Genomic DNA, 22325 nt, shown 5'->3' with positions numbered 1-22325 from the left:
CTGGTATGAAAAAGATAATTGTTCTGATGTGCGCGCTGCTGGCTGTTTTTATGGAGACTAAAGCACAAAAGGGTTTTAACCCCGGCCAGTTACAGGTAAAGTGGGAAGTACTTCAGAATAATTATCAGGGTAAACAACAGTTCAGGGACGAACTGATCTTATCAAACCCGGGTGTGGGTGAACTGCCATCTTCAGGGTGGAAGATCTACTTCAACTTCCCGCGTATGATTTTGCCTGCAACTGTAGAAGGGCCGGTAAAGATGGCGCATGCCAACGGCGACCTTTTTTACTTTGAACCTGCCGCTGATTTTAAAGGATTGAAACCGGGTGATTCTGTCCGGATAGAATTTACAGCAGATGCCTGGGCGGTAAATATTACAGATGGCCCGGATGGTTTATATTTCGTAGAAAACGATAAGGAAAATGTGCAGGTAGCGCTGAAAAAGGTGATCGCTGTACCGTCGGAAAAGGCAGAGCAACTGATGCGGATCCCGGCAGATAAGATAGCGCCGGTAACGCCTAAAGAGGTTTATACACAGAACAAGGTAATCACAGACCTTCCTGAAAGTAGCCTGCCTATAATTTTTCCGACGCCATCGAGCCTGAGCAGGCAGCCGGGCTATTTTACCATAAGCGGCACGACTGCTGTTTCGTCCGATCCTGCTTTCAAAAAAGAGAGCGACTATCTGAAAAGTGAACTACAGCAAATCTTCAAGCGTAAGCCTTCTGCAGCCTTTAAGGGAAGCATTGTAATAAAGAAAGATCCCTCACTGAAAGCAGAAGCTTATGATTTAACCGTTGCTCCAAGTCGTATCACTATTTCCGCAGGAGATAGTGCCGGAGCTTTCTACGGTATTCAATCCATAAAAAGTATGCTACCTGCTGATGCATGGGCCGGAAAAGTTGCTACTGTAAACCTGCCTTGTGTTACCGTTAAAGATAAACCCCGTTTTGGATATCGCGGCATGTTGCTGGATGTAGCACGTAACTTCCAGAGTAAGCAACAGTTATTGAAGGTGATTGACCTGTTAGGGTTTTACAAATTGAACACGCTGCATCTTCATTTAAGTGATGATGAAGGTTGGCGACTGGAAATTCCTTCACTGCCCGAATTGACAAGTGTCGGCGGTCACCGGGGGCATACTTTAACCAATACAGATCATTTACAACCTGCTTATGGTTCAGGTCCGCATACCGATAACCCGGCTGGGAACGGCTTTTATACCCGGCAAGATTATATCGAGATTTTGAGATACGCCAATGCAAGGCATATCACGGTCATACCTGAAATTGAAAGCCCGGGCCATGCGAGGGCGGCAATCAAATCGATGGACGTCAGGTACAACCGGCTAATGAAAGCCGGGGATAAAACCGAAGCACACCGGTATTTGCTGCACGATCTGAAAGATAAATCTGTTTATAGTTCTGTTCAGAACTGGAACGATAACGTGATGGATGTTTCCATGCCATCTACTTATAATTTTATTGGCACCGTTGTAGACGAAGTGGTGAAAATGTACCGTGAAGCAGGTGCGCCTCTCAAGACCATTCACATGGGTGGCGACGAAGTACCGGCTGGTGTATGGCAAAAGTCACCTTCTGTAGAAAAGTTAAGATCAGAGCTTCCGGAGATTGAAGGCACCGAGCAGCTTTGGCTTTACTATTATACCCGCGTTGACGAAATTTTAAAGAAACACAACCTGTATACTTCTGCCTGGGAAGAAGCAGGCTTAAAAAAGGAGTTGGTGAATAATATCAGCAAGAATGTTCCGAATACCGATTTCGCCCAACGTCGGATGCATCTGTATGTATGGAATAATGTGTTGGGCGGCGGCGCCGAAGATCTTGCCTATCGGTTAGCAAACGGTGGTTTCCCGGTGATCCTCTCGTGTGTAACCAATCTTTATTTTGATATGGCTTATCATAAGGAATTCGCTGAACCGGGTTATTACTGGGGCGGATACTTAGATGTAGATAAGCCATTTAAGTTTATCCCGCTCAACTATTTAAAGAATAGCCATGAGGATAATTTGGGTAATATGATACCCGCCGAGGTTTTAAGCCACAAAGAGGCTTTAACAGCAACCGGAAAAGCAAATATCGTAGGTATACAAGGTCAGTTGTGGAGTGAAACTGTTCGTAGCAAAGAACGCATGGAATACATGTTGTTGCCAAAACTACTTGGACTTGCCGAACGTGCATGGGCGCCGGATCCGGATTGGGCAACAGACCCAGACCCGATTGCCAGCGAAGGTAAATATCAAAAAAGCTGGGTGGCATTTTGCAATCAGTTGGGGAAAAAAGAATTACCCAAACTGGACTATATCAACAAAGGCTACCAATACCGGATACCTACTGCCGGTGTAGAAATTGATGGTGGTATGGTTAAAGCGAATAGCCAATTCCCTGGTTTTATCATCCGTTACACCACAGATGGCAGTATCCCAACCGTTAAGAGCAGCGAGTATAAGCAACCTTTAACTATCAGGGGTAAAATTAACTTCCGGGTATTTAATAAAGCGGGCCGGGGTGGGCGCACTGTTTCTGTAACTAATTAGTGGCTGGCTTTGATAATGGCCACAAAAACCGTAAAATCGCGCTGACATCTAATCCAAGTCAACAAGGCATCTAAAATCAGCCAATGAAACTCAATCAAATTTTTTCTTTCTCATTACTTTTTCTAACCGGGATGACAGGCGGCATCACCGCGCAGGCGCAAGAAGTTAAAAAAGTAGCTGAACCTGCGGAATGGGTGAATCCGTTAATGGGCACCGCTTCCAATCCAGATCTTTCTAACGGTAATACCTATCCGGCTATAGGTTTGCCCTGGGGTATGAACTTATGGTCGCCACAAACCGGTCCGATGGGCGATGGCTGGATGTACAGCTATGACGCTACAAAGATCCGCGGGTTCAAGCAAACCCACCAACCTTCGCCGTGGATGAATGATTATGGCCAGTTTGCCATTATGCCCGTAACAGGTGGTATGAAGTTCGACCAGGATGCGCGCGCAAGTTGGTTCAGCCACAAGGCAGAGATCAGCAAGCCTTACTACTACAGCGTATACCTGGCCGATCATGATGTTACCGCAGAGATTGCCCCGACTGAAAGGGCAGCGCAGTTCCGTTTTACTTTTCCAAAAAGTGATAGTTCTTTCATCGTGATTGATGCTTTTGATAAAGGTTCTTATGTGAAGATCATCCCTTCAGAACGTAAGATCATCGGTTATTCTACCCGCCATGCCGGTAAGAAGATGGAAAATTTCAAAGATTACTTTGTGATTTATTCAGATAAAGCTTTCAACCTCTCGCGTACGTGGCATAAGAAAACCTTAGCAGGTGACACGCTGGAGCTAAAGGCAGACCATGCCGGGGCAATTATCGGTTTTAAGACCAAACGTGGCGAACAGGTGAATCTAAAAGTGGCTTCTTCATTCATCAGCTTCGATCAGGCAGAACTAAACCTGAAACGCGAGATCGGTGGTGATAATTTTGATCAAACTAAACAGAAAGCAAGAAATATCTGGAATAAAACCTTAAGCAGAATTTCTGTTGAAGGCGGCAGTGTAGACCAGACGCGCACCTTCTATTCGTGCTTATACCGCATGCTGTTCTTCCCGAACAAATTATATGAGCTGGATGCGCAAAACAAAACCGTTCACTTCAGTCCTTACAACGGCAAGGTATTGCCTGGATATTTATATGGCGGCACCGGTTTCTGGGATACCTTCCGTGCGCTTTATCCATTCCTTAACCTGATGTTCCCTTCTGTAAATAAGGAAATGCAGGAAGGCCTCGTGAACGATTATAAAGAAGGTGGATGGTTGCCGGAATGGTCAAGCCCCGGTTATGCAAACGTAATGGTGGGTAACAACTCGGCTTCAATTGTATCTGAAGCTTACCTGAAAGGTTTACGCGGTTACGATATTGATAAATTGTACGAAGCGCTATTGCACGATGCCAACAACGAAGGCCCGATGTCGGCAGTTGGTCGTTACGGTGTGAAGTATTACAATGAATTAGGTTATGTACCTTACGATGTAAAGATTAACGAAAACGCAGCCCGTACGCTGGAGTATGCTTACGACGATTTTGCCATCTATCAATTAGGTAAGGCATTGCACAGACCACAGGCCGAACTGGATATCTATAAAAAACGCGCAATGAACTACAAAAACCTTTTTGATCCTTCAACCGGGTTAATGCGCGGAAAAAATAAAGATGGAAAATTCCAGTCGCCGTTCAACCCATTCAAATGGGGGGATGCTTTCACTGAGGGTAATAGCTGGCACTATTCATGGTCAGTATTCCATGACATACAAGGCCTGGTGAACCTGATGGGCGGCCGCCAGAAATTCGTAAATAAACTGGATTCGGTGTTTATTCTTCCCCCGATTTTTGACGATAGCTATTATGGTGGTGTGATCCACGAGATCCGCGAAATGCAGATCATGAACATGGGGCAATACGCACACGGTAACCAGCCTATTCAACACATGATCTACCTATACAATTATGCAGGTGAACCATGGAAAACACAACGCTGGGTACGCGAAGCCATGAACAAACTTTACAAACCTACTCCTGACGGTTACTGCGGCGACGAGGATAATGGCCAGACTTCGGCCTGGTATGTATTCTCATCTATCGGTTTTTACCCGGTATGCCCTGCAAGCGACCAGTACGTGTTAGGCGCACCATTATTTAAAAAGGCAACGCTAAAGTTAGAGAACGGCAAAACTGTAACCATTAATGCGCCCGCCAATAGCGCAGCTAATAAGTACGTAACCAACATGACGTTGAATGCCAAGCCATACAGCAATAACTGGGTAAGCCATTCGGGTTTATTGCGAGGAGCGGTTATTAACTTTGATATGTCGGCACAACCCAATAAAAACAGGGGTACTAACCCGGCAAGTTTCCCTTATTCATTCTCGAACGAGAAATAAGTTACGGCTGTCTTAAAATAAAACAGAAGGCCCTTTGATAGATCTATCAAAGGGCCTTCTTGCTTGAAGAGCAGGGTAAAATAAGCTACGCACCTGGCTGGCTGGCAAAAACCAGTCTGCCACGTCTGCCGCGTTCGCCGCATTTACCACATTCGCCGCATTTACCGGGTCTGCCATAGGTTTTCTAACTTTTAAGTTAGTTTTTCCGTCAATAATCGGTGAAATAATGAAGGGACATAAAAGGCATTCGAGATATCTGTTTGTGAACGGTAGCAATGGGAATATAAATACATCCAGTCTTAATCTCGATTAATCCGCGATCTCTCGTTCACGCCATACTCCTCCGAAGGAGTCCTTTGGACTGGCCCGCATGTTTTGACATTTGGCCTGCGCGCTTTTATTGTAGCACTACAACTATAGCGACGAACGGGACATAACTATACTTATTTGTCACATCCAGCGCAGGCGGCAAACCCAGGCTTTGAAGTGGCAGAACAGACGCATAGACTGCGGTGCCAGCGACGAGCTCTTTTTGGTTACTTTTTCTTGACGGCCAAGAAAAAGTAACGTCCAGAAACGCGCTCTATATAACGTAACTTCTTATCGCTCACTTGATCATTTGGCATGGCTCGAACTCATGTAAAACACCAGTTCGCCACCATTCATAATATCACTATGCTTAATAGATAACCCTTCTAAAGGCTTGCCGTTAAGCTCAATCTTTTTTATGTAAACGTTTTTATCACCCTGGTTTTTTACGGTGATCTTGAATGTTTTACCACCAGCCAGGTTGATCACGGCATTATCTATAGCAGGGCTGCCAATGGCATAAGTATCAGCTCCCGGAGCAAAAGGATAGAAGCCTAATGTGCTGAAAATATACCATGCGCTCATCTGCCCGGTATCGTCGTTACCTCCGAGGCCATCGGGGGTAGGGCCGTACATTTTCTTCAGGATCATGCGGATACGTTCCTGCGTTTTCCATGGCTTGTCTGTCCAGTTGTACAAATAAGCTACGTGGTGGCTTGGTTCATTGCCGTGAACATAATTGCCAATAATGCCATCGCGGGTAATATCTTCGGTTTCGGCAAAAAACTTATCCGGCAATTGCATCGTGAAAAGCGAATCCAGGTAACGTACCACGCGCTGGTTTCCGCCCATTATATTGATCAATCCTTTCGGGTCTTGCGGAACAAATAGTGTATAGTTCCACGCGTTTCCTTCAATAAATCCCTGGTTTATGGTAGTCAACGGGTCGAAGTTTTTGCGAAAAGTACCATCAGCCAGTTTAGGGCGCATAAATCCAACTTTCGGGTCGTACACGTTCTTGTAATTCTGCGAGCGCTTTATAAATTCCTGGTAAATATCTTCACGACCTAATTTTTTTGCCATTTGTGCAATAGCCCAATCGTCGTAAGCATATTCAAGTGTTGAGGAAACTGACACGCCGCTCCGTTCGTCAGGGATATAGCCCTTATCCATATACTCGCCTATACCCTCATAATCCCGGTGGCGTGCAGTCGCAACGCATGCTTCCAAAGCTTTATTGGTGTCGAAATCGGCATTTCCCTTCACCACGGCATCTGCAATTACAGCCACCGCATGGTATCCACTCATGCACCAGTTTTCGTTGCCAGAGTTAGACCATACCGGTAGCATATGTTCCGGACTTTGATCGTAATGCGCCAGCATCGACTTGATCATATCTTTATTCCGGTCTGGATCCACAATATTAAAAAGCGGATGAAGTGCGCGATAAGTGTCCCAAAGTGAGAAAGTGGTGTAGTTGTTAAATCCTTCTGCTTTATGTACGTTTTGGTCAAGCCCCTTGTATTCACCGTTTAAATCTGCGTAAAGGGTAGGGTTGATCAACGCATGATACATTCCCGTATAGAAATTTTCTTTTTCGGTTTTGCTCTTAGTATCGATCACAATTTTATGCAGCTCGTCTTCCCATTGTTGTTGACCAGCTTGTTTAAACTTGTCAAAGTCCCAGCCCTGGGCCTCTGCTTTCATGTTAGCCAGCGCATTATCCATGCTGACAGGAGATAAGGCAACTTTGAGTTTGATCTTTTCGCCTTCTGTAGTTTTGAAATCGAACCAGGCCTTAATTTGACGACCCGCAATTTCGGGGAAGTTTTTAGTCTGATTGAATTTACCCCAGAATCCCCGGTAAACGCTCCCGCTGACATAGTTTTTGAAGCCGTGGCCGCTAAAAGGTTTAGAGAAAGAAATGGCAAAATACAATTGACGGGTACGTGCCCAGCCATTGGTTTGCCGCCAGCCGATGACTGTAGAATCATTCACTACCCGCAGATAGGTCCAAACGTTTTTTTCGGGGTAATTGTAAATACCCGCCATCATATCCAGAATGATGTGTGATTGGTCTGAAGCTGGAAAAGTATATTGATGAATACCCACGCGGGTAGTGGTGGTCAATTCCGCAGTAATGTTATGGTCGTCCAGCTTTACCTTGTAATAGTTGGCCTCGCTTAATTCATTTTTGTGTGAGAAAGCAGAACGGTAGCCGCTTAAAGGTTTGTCGGCAGTGCCCGGGTTAAGCTGCAGTTTGCCGGTAGTCGGCATAATCAGGATGTCACCAAGGTCGGAGTGACCCGTGCCACTGAAATGGGTATGGCTAAAGCCGACTATAGTTTTATCGTCGTATTGATAACCAGCACAATATTTGTAAACGTCGGGATTGTACTTGCCATTCTGGTCGTAGCTGATGGTATCCGTTTCGGGGCTCAACTGTACCATACCAAAGGGAACCGTTGAGCCGGGATAAGTATGGCCCATGCGTTGCGTACCTATGATGGGTTTTACATATTGAATCAGTTTTTCAGGTTTACCCGTCTGGGCGAAAGCATTGGCAGAAGCCAATGCCAGTAGTAGAAAAGGTAGTTTTTTCATCTATTTCAAATATAAGGAAAGGAGAAGGGGAAAAGCAGCGTCATGTTGTTTTAAGAGCCTCACCCTAATTTAAGAGCCCCACCCCAAACCCCTCTCCTGATGGATAGGAAATAAAGATCCTCCCTTCTGGAGAGTACCCGATACGCGCGCTTATATGTAACCAGTGACTTAAGAACAGCCTCACCCCCAACCCCTCTCCGGATGGATAGGGGCTTTATGCGCCAATTACTTTTATCTTGATTCTTGGCTCTTGCTTCTAATATCAGTCCTCTATTACAAAATCCTTTTTCAATTTAATATCTTCAGACGAGCTGCCGATCATGACCTGGAAAGCACCCAGTTCAACCGTCCAATTCATGTTTTTATCTAACAGGGCAAGATCGTCTGGGTGAAGGGTAAACGTTATGGTTTTGGTTTCGCCCGGCGCAAGCGTAACGCGTTCAAACCCGCGGAGATCATATTCATAAGTTGTCACACTGCTTACCTTGTCTTTAAGGTATAACTGTACCACCTCGTCGCCTTTTACTTTGCCGGTGTTAGTTACATCTACCTTTACGGTAATATCTGCCTGGTTTTTTGCTTTATCCGGGCTTACTTGAAGGTTTGCGTAAGAGAAGGTGGTGTAGCTTAAGCCATACCCGAATGGGTATAAAGCACCGTTTACACTGGTTTTACCATAACCATTCGGCCCGGAAGTGGGCTGATTGGCTTGTGAGGCGGGCTTAAACGGAAAGTTAAATTCAATTTGCCCCGTTGTTTTCGGGAAGGTAATGGGCAGCTTTCCACCAGGGTTGTTATCGCCGAACAACGTTTCCGCAATTACTTTACCGCTTTCGGGTCCGGGGAACCAGGCTTCCAAAATGGCAGGTACATAACGGTTTTCCCAATTAATGGTCAGCGGTTGCCCGTTAATCATCACCATTACCACAGGCTTACCCGTGGCCTGCAACGCCTGGATTAGTTTCAGCTGGCGGCCGGGCAAGTTTAAGCCGGTACGAGAAAGGCTTTCACCTACACGTTTGGCATCTTCGCCCACAACAGCAATTACTACGTCGGCAGATTTAGCTTTTTCGACAGCTTCGGCAATATCCGCCTGCTCTTTATTGGTTAACGGGGTTTCTATAATCTCGCTTTCTGGCCATGTCGCATCAATAATGTCGCAACCCTTCGCGTAGTTAACGGTAGCGCCGATACCCAGGTAGTTTTTAATCCCATCTAAAACAGTAGTTACCGGGTGGTGAGAAGGCCCGTACCTGCTGATACCGTAATTAGTCTCCATTGCCAGTGGGCCGGTAACTAAAACGTTCTTTAAGTTCTGTTTATTTAAGGGCAGCAGGTTATTCTGATTTTTCAATAGAACCATGCTCTCGCGGTTCATTTGTAAACCAACCGCTTCATTCTCTTTGGTATTTACAATGGCGTCCGCCGCTTTGGGATTTTTAACATAAGGCTGGTCGAACAGGCCGAGTTTAAATTTCACACGCAACACATCTGCCACGCGGGCATCAATAGTTTTCATGGATAGCTTCCCTTCGCGAACCAGTTCACGCAAAGGCAAAATATAAGTTTGCGGCATGGTAAAATTGGTGCGCACATTCAGCCCGGCTTCTACCACCTGCCGAACGGCTTCTTTGTAATCTGCCGCCACATGGTGCTTGCTATACAGATACTCCGCAGCCTCACTATCTGATACCACATATCCATCGAACCCAAATTGTTCGCGCAGCAGCTCCGTAAGGAAATAATGGCTACCGGTTACCGGTACGCCGTCCCAATCGTTATAACTGCTCATGACACCCATGGGATGTGCTTCCTGGATTACTCTGCGGAAAGGGTAGAGGTAGAGCTGATGCATCTCGCGCGGGGCTACGTGCGGGTCGGTACGGGTATTGCCATCGCGGCCACCTTTGGGTACGCTGTAAACGGCGAAGTGTTTCAGGGTAGAAGCAACGCCTTCTTCCTGGATGCCCAGTGTCATTTGCTTACCTAATTCTGCGATATGAAAGGGATCTTCGCCATAACATTCTACCACGCGTCCCCAACGCTGGTCGCGGGCCGGATCTAAAATAGGGGCATAAACATTAGTGTATCCTAACGCTTTAGCTTCGCGACCGACGATCTGGCCGGCAGCACGGACCAATTGTTTATCCCAGGTACTGCCGATGCCAATAGGTGCAGGCAAAGAAGTAGCCCTGTCGTGGTTCAAGCCATGAATACCTTCGTTGGTAAAATCAACCGGGATACCAATCCGTGTTTCTTCTATAAACCAACGTTGAATAGTATTGATGGCCTCGGCATGTTTGCTGTAGGGGAATGAGTATTGCGAGGTTGCGTTATCAGTGTAGGATGTCAGGCTGTTCAGCTCTTCGTCAATATTCGCAATGCCGTCCTTCCATATCTCGTTCTTCCATGAAGCCGCAGGCATTTCTTCTTTCAATACGCGCTTATATCCGTACAGGGTAGCCATCTGACATGTTTTCTCCTCCAGCGTCATTTGCGAAAGCAGGTCGTCTATCCGTTTTTGAATCGTCTGGGTAGGATCTTCAAAAACATCTTTTTTGCCGTTCTTGTTAAAATCTATCCAGCCTTTATGATAGATGTTTTTCTGCTGGGCAAAACTATATTGTGTGGCGCATAAGGCTAATGTAAGCAGGTAGGTTTTCCTCATAATTAGTTTTAGTGGTGAAGCCGCAAATTAAACTAATTTGCGATTGGAAGGTATTAGTAGTGTTATTTTTACACAATGAATAATGGGCGAGGCGCTGGATAGGTACAAGACTTTACTGAACGAGATATTACCGGGTACTTTTGTAAAGCCAGTGCGTTATAATCACTGCTTTAACAGGATTGTGCTCGATTGGTTGTTTCAGGATGTCTGGTATAAGCACTTAGAAAGGGCTAAACCGGCCGTGACGCAGGTAAGTGAAGCTCAATTATCGAAGATGGTTTACCGGATGGAACAGTGGCTGGCACAACCCCATTTATTGTGGGAAGATAACCGGAAGTCTTTAGCCTGGCGCCGGGATTATCGTCAGAAGGGATAAAACAAAAGCCACCGTTTTATTAGTGGCTTTCAGATAGAGCAAATAAGGTAAGTTAATTAAACAGCCGCTTCTTCAAAACCGGTAGAAACTGTTACCGCTTTCCAGTTGTCAAGATCTTTTTGCACATAAGCTATTTTATCCTGCGCAACCTGGTAAGCATCTGCACCTAAGAACAGGTTCAGCGGCGGGTTTTCTGCTGAGGCAACCTTAATGATGGCGGCTACACCCTTTACCGGGTCGCCGGGTTGCTGCTGGTCAATTTGATTTTGATGCATATCCACCGACTGGCGAACGTTGTCATATTCAGCAATTGGATTTCCTGGTGTTGCCATTGAACCTTTAGAAAGGAAGTTGGTGCGGAAATAGCCAGGCTGTACGATAGTCACATGAATACCAAAAGGTTTCAGCTCTTCGTAAAGTGCTTCGGAAAAGCCGTTCACTGCAAACTTGGTAGAGCAATAAATACCAGCACCGGGATAAGAACCAACAAAGCCACCAATAGACGATATGTTAAAAACGTGCCCGCTGCGTTTTGTACGCATGTGGGGCAGTGCTTGGCGGATGACGTTTAAAGAACCAAAAACATTTATATCAAAGTTTTTGCGAACTTCTTCATCTGTTAATTCTTCAACACCGCCCAATAAACCATAACCGGCGTTATTTACTATTACATCAATCTGCCCAAACTCGGCAATTGTTTTTTCTATAGCCTCTTTCACGCTGTTTTCGTTGATGAGGTCCATTGCAAGCGGCAGAAAGCCAGGTTGTTCTCCGCCTGCTGCTTTCACAAGTTCTTCAACGGTGCGCGAGGTAGCGGCCACTTTATTTCCTGCGTTTAACAGTTGTTTTACAAGTTCTAAACCGAATCCTTTTGAGGCCCCTGTAATGAACCATACTTTTTGATTTTCCATTTTATATATTTTTGATAGGTGAAATATTAATTATCCCTGGTAAGCCATAGCCTTGCTCAGCTCTTCATTCAGCAAGAATTCTTTTTCCAGAAAATCCAGTTTTTGCATCGCACGATCATATGCGTCGCTGCCCAGCAGCAGGTAAAGCGGCGGATTTTCTTCTTTGGCGATTTCTATCATCGCTGCGGCTGCTTTCTCCGGGTCGCCGGCTTGCATACCATCCATTTGCAAATAGCGCGTGTGTGTATCCCTTACGCGGGTATAGTCGGGGATAGGGTTTTTAGTCATTGCTAACGAACCCGAGTTTAGGAAGCTGGTGCGGAAAGCCCCTGGTGCGACAACCGTTACTTTTATGCCGAACTCCTGTACATCCTGCGCTAATACTTCGGAAAGGCCTATCACCGAGAACTTGGCGGCTGAATAAACTGCCCAACCTGTGCCAGGTGCAATCCCTGCGATAGATGATATATTAATAATATGCCCGGATTGTTGTGCCCTAAGGTAGGGCATCACGTTACGGATAACGTTAAGCGTACCGAATACATTCACGTCGAAGTTGCGGCGGCTTTCTTCGTCGGTCAGTTCCTCTATTGCGCCGCCGATACCGTAACCGGCATTATTAACTACTACATCAATACCTTCAAAAGTCTGGTAGGTGGTGTGAAGGGCTTTGCAAATGCTGTCTTCAGTGGTCAGGTCAACTTCCAGTGGTAGGAAGTTGGTCGTTTGAACATCAACCGCGCTGATCAGCTCGTTAAGGTTTCGCGAAGTTGCTGCTACCCGTGCACCTGCTTGCAAGAGTTGCTTCACCAGGCTAAGCCCAAGCCCTTTTGAGGCTCCTGTAATAAACCATGTTCTTTGCTCTGTCATAAATCTGCGTTGTTTTTGATAACACAAAATTAGGCCGGCAGAGCAGGCGACCGTTTACGCTAAACAAACAGATAATTACAAAATTCAAACATTTCGGAATGAACCGGGTGTAAGGGTGGTTTTCTTTTTAAAAAAATTATTGAAATGGGTAGGCTCTTCAAATCCCAGAGAGTAAGCAATTTCCGAAATATTCCAATCTGTATGCCGTAGTAATAGCTTAGCTTCGGTTAACAGGCGTTCAGAAATACGTTCGGTCGTAGTTTTTCCGGTGGTTAATCTTACCGCCCGGTTTAAGTGATTAACATGGACGGACAGCTGTTGTGCAAAGTCATTCGCGGAGCGCAGGGTGAACCTTTGTGAAGGTGCCTCGATAGGGAACTGCCGCTCCAGCAGTTCGGTGAAGACAGCGGTAATTCTTGAATTTGCATCCGGATGCTGGTAAAGCGTTTCAGACGGCTGGGTTTTTAAAGCAAAATGCGTTAGCTCTGTCAGGTAACTGCGGATCAGGTCGTATTTGTAGATATAATCAGACCGTATTTCTGCGATCATCTTCTCATATAAGCTGATTACTACATTTTCCTGATCCGTGTTAAGCGGATAAGATGGTACGCCGCCCGGCCTGAACATCGGCAGATCCTGTAATCCGTTTCTTAGCCTTTCGGTAAAGAATTCTTCAGTGAAAATGCAAAAGAAGCCGCGTTGCTCGCCGCCTATCCAATCATAGGTATATGGAACGTTCGGGTTAAAAAAGGTTAGTGTCGGCCCGGATACCTCAACACTTTTATTCGCATAGTGGTAGCGGTAGTGGCCATAACCTAAACCAACCTTATAAAATGTACGGCGGCTGTATTTAGGTGGCGTAGAATTTGGGCCTACACAATCTTCTGTTCTGAATACGTTAAAATGACCCAGATCTTTCTGTAGGTTATCGGGTAGCCAGTTTAACTTGTGCTTATAAAATTCTTCGAGTGTTTCTGCTTCAGCCATAAGCAAAGTTACGTAATTCAAACAGGTAAATGCAAGTACTGAACTGCAATCCTATCGGAGATAGAACGTTTTGACAATTTCCGAAATCGCTATTTGCTTATCAACGCTTCGCTTTTAATTCAAACTATTCGTTATTAATTTAATCCGTTTTTAAACGCTTTGTTATTTTCATCATCTCCGCGACTACTATCATTAGACCGAAGATCTTTCTGTAACTAATTGATCATGAGAAATTATTCGAATAGCTGAACTGATTTTTCGAAATATTGATCACTATTAAAACTTAAATTAGGAAAATATCAAAAAAATTGAATAAAAAGCTCGGATATCAAAAAGACGTTCGAGCTTTAATGATCATATTAGTTAATTTTGGTAAACGTTAATTTAGCTTTCATGTCATAAAATACAGTACGGTCCATTGTAAGAGTAAATTTGGAGAGATAATTAGTATAAAAAGAATAGGCACCACCAACAGATACTACCTCCTGATAAAAACCATTAACGGTAGCATTTAAAGTTCTAGCTGTCCCCTTAGCGCCAATTATACTACTTGTATTATAGGAATAGCTTCCGGCCATTGATCCGTCGACGGTAAGCGTAAAAAAATCTAGATTATAAAAATCAGTAAACGATATATCACATAGTACTAAACTTGCATAGCCTCGTTCTTTAAATTGTTCAAATTTATACGTATATGTGTGTTGAGGGTCGTTCCAATGCGTTGCAAATTCATCTGAGGTTGAATTATCTTCAATAACTTCGTTTGCTTTTTTTGTAGAATTGGAGTGAATAGATTTTGGGCTTCTAAAAACGATAGAATCTTCTAGATTTTCTTTTGTTCTGCTTTGTAGAAATTTTTCAAAATCTGCAAGTGTTGAAAAAGTACGACTTGCTGATTGTGCATCGTGATTAATGATCATCTTAAGCCCATATTTTGCAGCTATCTGTTTTGCTTGATCATCTAACGTCGATGATTTATTTTCTTTTTTACAGGAATAAAATCCAATTGTTACACCAAGAATGAGGAGCAGTTTTAATTTTACAGCCTTATTACGGCTTGGTTGAAAATAGTTTGATTATAGAGTCAACCGCCTTAAGAAATAGTAAAATCAGAGTTAGTGCAAGAAATACCTGAAATGTAACTAACAGCCCTTGGTATAGGTATAAAATATGAAGTGGAGCTGTTATCTTGAGCAAGATTCCTGAAATGATTGTAAGGAATAAAATCGGTCGCCAATAAGCAAGTAAACGCGATATTTTCATCATCTTTAAAGTTTAAGTTTTTGGTAATTTAGCATTTTAATCTGAAGTATCTGTGATTTTCACTCTATTAATTTTAAGTATAAAGTAGAAAAAACTATTTATACAGAGCTTTTAATCTGCGTACTAGTTAGGTAATTACGAGTGACTTCTGTAATTTATTGAATATGTGTGGCTACATTTTAAGTTGATCGCGGAACTTCAAGTATTTTACAATAAAATACAAATCTCTAAAACATTTGTTGGAATCCCTGACAGGCTTACCTTTGACAAAAATATCAACCAATGAAAGCATTTTTAGGTATGGGCCTGCTGGGGTCTAATTTTGTAAAAGCACTGTTAAGTAAAGGCGAACAGGTACAGATATGGAACCGTACGGCTGCAAAGGCAGAAGCACTGGCTGCCTTGGGTGCCATTGTAGCTGCAACCCCCGCCGACGCTGTACGTAATGCCGATATCATTCACTTGACTCTTAAGGACGATGAGACGGTAAACGAAGTGCTACAGCAAGCAGAAGCCGGACTAAAGTCAGGCGCTGTTATTATAGATCATACTACTACTTCGGCAGAAGGTGCGGTAGAAAGAACCGCTACATGGAAGCAAAAAGGTTTCACTTACCTGCATGCGCCCGTATTTATGGGGCCGCAGAATGCTTTGGAGAGTACCGGTTTTATGTTGGTATCAGGTGATCAGCAAGCAATCGCAACAGTTGAAGCCGAGCTTTCAAAAATGACCGGAAAACTAATGAATGTTGGTGATGCAGAGGGTAAGGCCGCAGGATTAAAGTTGGTAGGTAACCTGTTCCTGATTTCGCTGACAGGCGGGTTGATCGACGCGCTCTCATTAGCTAAAGCACAAAATATCTCGCCAGATGAGGTACTCAATCTTTTCGCCAACTGGAATCCTGCAAACATGATTCCTGCGCGTGTGAAACGTATCACCAGCGGTGACTATTCGCAACCGTCATGGGAGTTGAATATGGCACGGAAAGATGCCGGCTTGATGTTAAAAGCGGCAACCGACCTGATGGTGATTCCTGCGGTAGTGGCGGTTATGGATAAATGGATAAGTGAGGGGTACGGCAGCAGCGACTGGACAGTAATCTCACGCGAAAGCCTTTAGCGATAGCTGCAGATTTTATACACCTTCAATACAACGGTTTTGTTGGTGATAAAAGTCGGCTCTTATTTAAAATTCCTATATTCGCGATGGTAAAAAAATGCTCCTGATTCTTCAGGAAAACCTCAATTGAATGCAGTGCGATAATTGCATGATATAGGGTTATCTGAGATCGGGCGTATTATCGAAAGAACTTGAGAGATAATTTGTACCTATAATTAATGGCATTTAAAAAAATTCTACGCGCTGCGATATTATTCATCATCGTATTTGCTTCTTATACAGCTTATTCACAAACCAATTTAAGCGATGTACGTGTGGACGAGTTGTCTGATGACCAGATCCGTCAGTTAATCCAGCGTGCAAAAGGCGTAGGTTATACCACAGATCAGCAAATTGAGCAAATGGCCTCTGCCCAGGGGCTGAAACCCGAAGAGGTTCAAAAACTTGACCAGAGATTGCAGAAGATCAGAAAATCTGATCAAAGTGGAAGTAACGATAATACAACAGGTTCTGGCAGTGGATTGAATGGCTTAAGAGATAATCAGAACAGTAATTTAGATGGTCGTAGATACACCAATCCGGATTCTCTGCAAAGCGACACTTCAGGTAATTTTCGTAACAGGAACAATCAACGCCAGAATCGTGACGTTTTTGGAAATCTTGTGCCTAAAATATTCGGATCTGAACTATTTAAGAATAGCAGGATGACGTTTGAGCCTAATCTGAGGTTGGCCACGCCGATGAATTATGTGATCGGACCTGACGACCAGTTGTTGGTTGATATTACAGGCGATAATGAAGCAAGTTACCAATTGAAGGTATCTCCGGAAGGAACCATAAAAGTGCAGTATGCTGGATTAATTTCTGTTGGCGGACTAACGATAGAACAGGCTACTTCAAAAATCAAAGCTACTTTAGCTAAAACCTATCCGGGGTTACGTAGTGGCCGTACGCAGGTAGCTGTAAATTTGGGTAACATCCGCAGTATCAGGGTAAGTTTGGTGGGTGAGGTGGTTAAACCCGGTACTTATACCTTATCATCTGTTTCAACGGTATTTAATGCTTTAAGTGCATCAGGAGGTCCGAATGATAACGGCTCTTTTCGCAATATACAGGTGGTTCGCAACAATAAAATCATTGCCACTATAGATGTTTATGATTTCCTGTTGAAGGGTATTCAGCGGAATAATGTTCGCTTGCAAGATCAGGATGTGATTAACATCCCGGTTTACAAAACCCGGGTAGAGTTATCAGGTGAAGTGAAAAGGCCCGCTTTATATGAAGTTCAAAGTAATGAGAATTTGCAGGAAGTATTGAATTTCGGCGGTGGGTTTACCAACAAAGCTTACACAGCCGCTGTAAAGATTTTGCAAAATACGGCTAAAGAACGCAGGATCATTGATGTTAGCAGTTCAGATTACAATACTTACCATCCTGCAAACGGCGATAAGGTGGTCATTGAGGCTATCCTGGATCGTTTTGAAAACCGGGTTACTATAGAGGGTGCTGTTTTTCGTCCTGGCAAATACGAACTGGATAAAGGACTTACGCTGAAAGCATTAATTCAAAAAGCAGAAGGCTTAAAAGAGGACGCTTTTCTTAACCGTGGCTATATATCCAGACTCAATTTAGATAACACGCTATCGCTGATCACTTTTGATGTGCAAAACATCATGAACGGAACATCTGCAGATATTCCTTTGCAGCGTGAGGACAAGGTGACCATATCTTCGATATTCGACCTGCGAGACGAGTATAAGGTTCAGGTGCAGGGTGAGGTGCGTTTTCCTGGTACTTTTAAGTATGCTGATAATATGACGCTGGAATCTGTTATCCAGATGGCGGGTGGTTTTAAAGAAGGAGCTACACCCAACCGGATCGAAGTATCTAGAAGGGTGAAGAACAGTGACGCTAAATCTGCTACATCTACCGTAGCCCAGATATTTACTGTCAACGTCGATCAAAATCTGAAATTGGTGGGTGAACCGTTTATTTTGCAGCCATATGATATTGTTTCTGTCCGTAGCGCAGAAGGTTACGAAGTTCAGAAAACGGTAAGTATACAAGGTGAGGTATTATATCCTGGTATTTATACCATACAACGTAAGAATGAACGGATTTCCGACCTGGTTAAAAGGGCAGGAGGATTAACAGCGCTTGCTTTCCCGGAAGGAGCATCGCTTAAAAGGCCTGGGCCACCTAAAGATAAATTAAAAAAGAGCCGTACTGATAGCTTAAAAGCCGAAGACGAAAAATTGAGGCTGATTAATTTAAGAAGGCTGCAGATGGCGCAAGGGGTGAAAGATACATTAAGCCTGAAGGAGGATTCTGCCTCTGTACGTAGTGATATGGTTGGTATAGAATTGAAGAAGATTTTGCAAAATCCTTCAAGCCGCTACGATTTGTTATTAGAAGATGGCGACATTATCAATGTGCCGAAAGAGTTGCAAACAATAAGGGTTTCAGGTGAGGTTTTAAAGCCAACCAACATTATCTATAAGCCGGGGAAGACAATGGAGCAGTACATTAACGAGTCTGGTGGGTTTACCTATAATGCCAATAAACGCGGGGCTTATATCGAATATGCAAATGGGGCAATAAAATCTACCAGGAAGTTTCTTTTCTTTTATGATTATCCTGATGTAAAACCTGGCGGAGAGATATTTGTACCAAAGCACGCACCGAGAGAGAAACTTGGTATAACCGGAATTGTTGGGCTTTCGACAGCACTGGCTTCTTTGGCTGCCGTATTAGTAACTGTTTTACGTAAATAGCTTGATGCAGCGGCTCGTTTTTGGGAGTTATGCTATTAAGCAATAAAATAATCAGTAGAAACCCGGTTAGTCTATTTTAGGCGAAGCGGGTTTTAAAATTTACTATGTCTGTCACTATCGCGTTTATCATTACCGTTATCTTGTTCATTTTTGAGCTGTTTTATTTCCGGATAGCGGACTTTTACAATATTATAGACAAGCCTAATCATAGAAGCTCGCATACACAGGTAACTATAAGGGGTGGCGGCATTATTTTCCCTATTGCTGTTCTTTTATTTTATATTGTTTATCCAACAAGTTATTTGTGGTTCGTCGCTGGGTTGTTACTGATCAGCTCGATAAGCTTTGTCGATGACGTTAAATCAGTAAGTAATAAATTACGCTTTGCTGTACACCTGATTGCTGTTTTACTAATTTTTGTTCAGCTGTCTTTTTTTAGTATTCCAGCCTACTGGATTGTCTTGGCTTTGGTATTCTTCATTGGTGCTATAAACGCCATTAATTTTATGGACGGCATTAACGGCATTACAGGTATTTACGCGCTGGTAACCGTGCTTTCGCTTTACTGGGTGAATCAGGAAACATCTTATATTGAAGATCAGCTTTTTATTGTGGTTATCCTGTCAGTAATCGTTTTTCTGTTTTTTAATCTTCGAAAGAAGGCTAAGTGTTTCGCGGGCGATGTAGGTAGTGTAAGTATTGCCTTCATTATTGTATTTATGCTGCTACAATTAATCAAAACCACACAGAATTTTAACTATCTGCTGTTCCTGCTGGTTTATGGGTTAGATACGGCAACAACGATGTTTTTTCGTTACCTGCGCGGCGAGAATATTTTTGAAGCGCATAAAAGTCATTTCTATCAATTTCTGGCGAATGAAAAAAAAGTTCCCCATGTTACGGTATCTTTTATTTATGGCTTTATACAATTGGTTATTAATTTATTGATAATACTGTTACATCTGGCAAGTGTTAGTAGTTTTATTCTTATCGTTGCATCGTCATTGGCTATCTTTTTGGCTATACGGTTTGTTTTCGAAGGTAAGGACAAGCTATTGACAAAGCAGGTAACAAAAGGAGTTTAGTGATTTAGCTAAAGGATACAATTACCTTTTAACTTATGAATCAAATAATGAACCGCATGAGGTTAAAGATCTCGGCGTTAGTTTTAATTGCTCTTCTGATGGGCAATTCGTGTGCTAAACAAGTTAAGACAGACACCGTCGTTTATAGTAATGACTTTGAAAGCGGCAATCTGAAAGATATTACATCAGGCACTATTGAAGTTTACAACGGAACGCATGTATTGGGGCGCTACAATAAAGGAAGCTTTACGCTAAATCTGAACGGATTACCTAAACACGACATCATCAAAATATCTTTTGATCTTTATATTCATGACAGTTGGGACGGTAATAGAAGTTTTGCCGATAATGCCTATGGGCCGGACATGTGGAAGATGCAGGTAGATAACCAAACTTATATTAATACCACTTTTTCTAACGATACATGTCAACCCGGTTATATCTGTCCTGCGCAGTCCTATCCGTTAGATTATCCGGCTAACAATAACCCTAAAACGGGTGCTTTCCGGACAGATCTGCCCGGGGTATGTACGCAGCAGCCCGGAGTGAGGGTAACTACTCAGTACAAAATAGAGAAAACCATTGTTCATAATGCAGGTTCGGTTAAACTTCAATGTCTTGATGAATTAATAGACAAGTATGAAGCCGATCAAAAATGCAGCGAGAGTTGGTCCATAGATAACTTAGTAGTAAAGGCAATAGCGTTATGAGGAGATTTAAATACATTCTTGCGGCTTTTGTAGCACAGTTTGCTATAGTAAACATCCAGGCGCAGACGTTGCCCGTCGGAACCAATAGTTTAGAAGATTATTACCGGCGAGCACAATTGTTAGGAGAGGTGGATTCGTCTGCATCTTTCACTATCCGCCCTTTATTATCCGCTAAGCAATTGGGCGTAAAAAACTTTTTTACGCCAGACTCGGCCTATTTAAGTTCCGCAGGATATAAATCATCAGAGTGGTTGCAGTTCGGCAAGAAACTGCAAGTTAGGATTTTACCTGCCAGTATCCTGCTTCAGGAAAATACAAATCATCCCTACGGATGGAATGACGGGGCAATGATACCTGCAAGGGGACTCCAAACGCTAATATCTGGTGGATTATACATGCAATACGGCATCTTGAGTGTGCAATTACGGCCTGAGTTTATAAGCGCTGCTAACAGCACATTTGATACCTTCAATAAGAATCATTACGAAGTGATTGCCGCATGGTATCACGACTTTTATAACAATATTGATCTGCCTGCCCGTTTTGGTGTCAATAGTTTTAGCAGGGCTTATTGGGGGCAAAGTAGTATCAGGCTTAATTATAAGGCTTTCTCACTGGGGTTATCTACAGAAAACTTATGGTGGGGGCCGGGCATTCGTAATTCGCTATTGATGAGTAACGATGCACCAGGGTTTGCACATCTTACGTTGAATACCATTAAACCGATAAATACTTTTTTAGGGTCTTTTGAAGGTCAACTCATTGCAGGGCGGCTTAAAAACTCTAATCAGCCGCCTTTAATCCCCGAGTGGGAGTTTTTCAACTCATCTGTTTATATTCCAAAACCTGACGACCAGCGATATATTTCCGGACTGGTGTTAACATGGCATCCGAAGTGGGTACCCGGCTTGTTTCTGGGCGTGACGCGTACTGCACAGTTATATAATAAAGACCTTAACGGTATAAAAGATTACCTGCCGGTATTTAACGAGCTGAAATCTGTAACAGGCGACCAGGCGATTGATTATAAAAAAGATACCAGAAGTTCTGTTTTTGCAAGATGGTTATGGCCGGAAGAACATGCCGAAGTTTATTTTGAATACGGGCATAATAACTACACCAGTGATCTTAGAAATGTCGTGTTGGAGCCGCAGGATACGCGTGCTTACATAGCCGGTGTACGTAAAATAGTGCCTTTTGCCAATAAAGCCAATGGCGGTATTTTGGTTGGGGTTGAAGTTACCGAACTGGCCCAGACATCTACCGACAGAATTGCCGATGCCCAAAGCTGGTATATCAATAAATATGTTCGCCAGGGATATACCAATTACGGACAATCGTTGGGTGCTGGAATAGGGCCTGGCGGAAACCTGCAGTCTGTAGAGGTAAGCTGGGTAAAAGGATTGAAAAAATTAGGCTTACAAATAGAGCGTTACCTGCATAACGACGATTTTTATTATTACGCTTATACCCGCAGCAACGATTGGCGACGCCACTGGGTAGATATGAGTTTAGCCGCTAATGCAGAATGGAATATCGGACGTTTCATCGTTAGCGGGAAAATAATGGGTATAAAATCCTTGAATTACCAATGGTACCTCGACCCAAGTAAAGAAATAGTAGGGCAACCTTATTATGTGGGCGGCAGAAACGTTTATAATGTGCAATTACAGGCAGGTTTAACTTACAGATTTTGAGAGC

At 43.5% G+C, this 22325-nt stretch carries 15 protein-coding genes; 8 read left to right on the top strand and 7 right to left on the bottom strand.

Translation table 11 applies throughout. The features are described from left to right. The first annotated feature begins 5 nt into the window (after positions 1–5). Both MUY27_RS08885 and MUY27_RS08880 read left to right on the top strand, forming a co-directional pair. Complete coding sequence (locus tag MUY27_RS08885) at positions 6–2558, top strand: family 20 glycosylhydrolase (RefSeq protein ID WP_245129653.1); 2553 nt, start codon at positions 6–8, stop codon at positions 2556–2558. Positions 2559–2689: 131 nt separating this feature from the next. Further along, positions 2690–4948, top strand: a complete 2259-nt coding sequence (locus MUY27_RS08880) for a GH92 family glycosyl hydrolase (RefSeq protein WP_420846904.1) — start codon at positions 2690–2692, stop codon at positions 4946–4948. 12 nt (positions 4949–4960) lie between these two features. Here the strand turns inward: MUY27_RS08880 and MUY27_RS08875 are convergent, their stop codons facing one another. The 3 genes from MUY27_RS08875 to MUY27_RS08865 form a co-directional block, all read right to left on the bottom strand. Further along, complete coding sequence (locus MUY27_RS08875) at positions 4961–5125, bottom strand: hypothetical protein (protein WP_245129651.1); 165 nt, start codon at positions 5123–5125, stop codon at positions 4961–4963. A 438-nt stretch (positions 5126–5563) separates the two neighbouring features. After that, on the bottom strand, positions 5564–7861 hold the full coding sequence (locus MUY27_RS08870; RefSeq protein WP_245129650.1) for a GH92 family glycosyl hydrolase: 2298 nt from the start codon (positions 7859–7861) through the stop codon (positions 5564–5566). 262 nt (positions 7862–8123) lie between these two features. Continuing rightward, on the bottom strand, positions 8124–10529 hold the full coding sequence (locus MUY27_RS08865; protein WP_245129649.1) for a glycoside hydrolase family 3 C-terminal domain-containing protein: 2406 nt from the start codon (positions 10527–10529) through the stop codon (positions 8124–8126). Positions 10530–10611: 82 nt separating this feature from the next. Between MUY27_RS08865 and MUY27_RS08860 the strand changes: the two genes are divergently transcribed. Further along, on the top strand, positions 10612–10905 hold the full coding sequence (locus tag MUY27_RS08860) for a hypothetical protein (protein WP_245129648.1): 294 nt from the start codon (positions 10612–10614) through the stop codon (positions 10903–10905). A gap of 56 nt (positions 10906–10961) precedes the next feature. Here the strand turns inward: MUY27_RS08860 and MUY27_RS08855 are convergent, their stop codons facing one another. The 4 genes from MUY27_RS08855 to MUY27_RS08840 form a co-directional block, all read right to left on the bottom strand. Then, positions 10962–11816, bottom strand: a complete 855-nt coding sequence (locus MUY27_RS08855) for an oxidoreductase (protein ID WP_245129647.1) — start codon at positions 11814–11816, stop codon at positions 10962–10964. 30 nt (positions 11817–11846) lie between these two features. Further along, positions 11847–12686, bottom strand: a complete 840-nt coding sequence (locus MUY27_RS08850; protein ID WP_245129646.1) for an SDR family NAD(P)-dependent oxidoreductase — start codon at positions 12684–12686, stop codon at positions 11847–11849. Between the two features lie 84 nt (positions 12687–12770). Beyond that, positions 12771–13673 carry a helix-turn-helix domain-containing protein gene (locus MUY27_RS08845; RefSeq protein WP_245129645.1) on the bottom strand — a complete coding sequence of 301 codons (903 nt, stop codon included), beginning with the start codon at positions 13671–13673 and terminating at the stop codon, positions 12771–12773. Positions 13674–14032: 359 nt separating this feature from the next. Then, entirely contained in the window at positions 14033–14593 is a 561-nt protein-coding gene (locus MUY27_RS08840; protein ID WP_245129644.1) for a hypothetical protein, read from the bottom strand. 625 nt (positions 14594–15218) lie between these two features. Here MUY27_RS08840 and MUY27_RS08835 point away from each other — a divergent pair. The 5 genes from MUY27_RS08835 (at position 15219) to MUY27_RS08815 (ending at position 22321) form a co-directional block, all read left to right on the top strand. After that, entirely contained in the window at positions 15219–16055 is an 837-nt protein-coding gene (locus MUY27_RS08835; protein WP_245129643.1) for an NAD(P)-dependent oxidoreductase, read from the top strand. A gap of 218 nt (positions 16056–16273) precedes the next feature. Beyond that, the gene (locus tag MUY27_RS08830) at positions 16274–18829 is read left to right on the top strand and encodes an SLBB domain-containing protein (RefSeq protein ID WP_245129642.1); all 2556 of its coding nucleotides are present in this window, start codon (positions 16274–16276) and stop codon (positions 18827–18829) included. A gap of 104 nt (positions 18830–18933) precedes the next feature. Continuing rightward, on the top strand, positions 18934–19914 hold the full coding sequence (locus MUY27_RS08825; RefSeq protein ID WP_245129641.1) for an MraY family glycosyltransferase: 981 nt from the start codon (positions 18934–18936) through the stop codon (positions 19912–19914). Between the two features lie 35 nt (positions 19915–19949). Then, positions 19950–20624 (top strand): hypothetical protein, encoded by a 675-nt coding sequence (locus tag MUY27_RS08820; RefSeq protein WP_245129640.1) that lies wholly within the window; start codon positions 19950–19952, stop codon positions 20622–20624. Further along, positions 20621–22321 (top strand): capsule assembly Wzi family protein, encoded by a 1701-nt coding sequence (locus MUY27_RS08815; RefSeq protein WP_245129639.1) that lies wholly within the window; start codon positions 20621–20623, stop codon positions 22319–22321. The genes MUY27_RS08820 and MUY27_RS08815 overlap by 4 nt, the downstream gene beginning before the upstream one ends. The last annotated feature ends 4 nt before the right edge of the window (positions 22322–22325 follow it).

The sequence above is a fragment of the Mucilaginibacter straminoryzae genome (assembly GCF_022953055.1).
In the GTDB taxonomy this organism is placed as follows: domain Bacteria; phylum Bacteroidota; class Bacteroidia; order Sphingobacteriales; family Sphingobacteriaceae; genus Mucilaginibacter; species Mucilaginibacter straminoryzae.
The sequence above is the reverse complement of the archived record's forward strand: the minus strand, read 5'-3'. Positions and strand labels throughout refer to the sequence as shown.